Source organism: Flavobacterium sp. RSB2_4_14 (assembly GCF_051547085.1).
Classification (GTDB): Bacteria; Bacteroidota; Bacteroidia; order Flavobacteriales; family Flavobacteriaceae; genus Flavobacterium.
The window spans coordinates 1-912 of sequence record NZ_JBPTTL010000024.1; the positions used below are offsets into that span (position 1 = coordinate 1).

At 37.2% G+C, this 912-nt stretch carries 1 protein-coding gene; it reads left to right on the plus strand.

What is annotated here, in order from left to right; translation table 11 throughout:
• Positions 1-912, plus strand: a 912-nt coding sequence (locus ACSVH2_RS14090) for a hypothetical protein (RefSeq protein WP_438093815.1), incomplete at both ends; no start/stop codon positions are given.

The window sequence follows — 912 nt, forward strand, 5'->3', positions numbered from 1 at the left end:
AGCATTGCAGACAACTGTACACAAGATAGCGTTAGTGCGACATTCACTATTACACCAGCTGCACCAGTAGCATTTAATTGTGCAAACAATGTAACGTTACCAGCTTGTAGTTCACAAGCAGAAGTTAATGCAGCATGGACAACGTTCTTAGCATCAACTACTGCAAGTGGCGGTTGTGGAGGAGTATTGACAAACAATGCAACAACACCACCATCAGCTTGTGGAGGATTTAAAGATGTGACTTGGACGTACAATGTTAGCAATCCATGTGGTCAACCTAATGATTGTCTTGGACAATTTAAAACATTCACTCAAGGAGGTTATGGAACTTCTTGTAATGGAAATAATCCAGGATGTTACAGAGACAATAACTTTGCTGGAGCTTTTCCAAATGGGTTGGTTATAGGATGTGGAAGTAATAAACTTACATTTACATCATCATCTGCAATTCAAAATTATTTACCTGCAGGTGGTTCACCAGCTTTAATCACGTCAAGTGCAACAAATCCTACTAGCACAAGAGGTGTTTTATCTTCTCAATTGATAGCACTTACGTTGTCAGTTGGCTTTGATAACTTTGATTCTAACTTTTCATCAAGTAACACAAGTTTAAGTTCTTTGACTATTAAGTCAGGCACATTTGCCGGAATGACTGTTTCTAATTTCTTGCAATTAGCAAATAATATTATTGGAGGTTGTTCTTCACAATATTCTTTATCAGAAATTAATGCAGTTGCGACAGCTATTAATGAAAATTTTGACAATGGAACTGTTGATCAACAATTTTTAAATTGTGGAGCACAAACTACACCAGGAAGTAATACATACACTTGTACAAAACGATTTACTGTAGCAACTGCACCAGTAGTAACATTTAACTGTGGAAATAATGTTACGGTTCCGGCGTGTAGC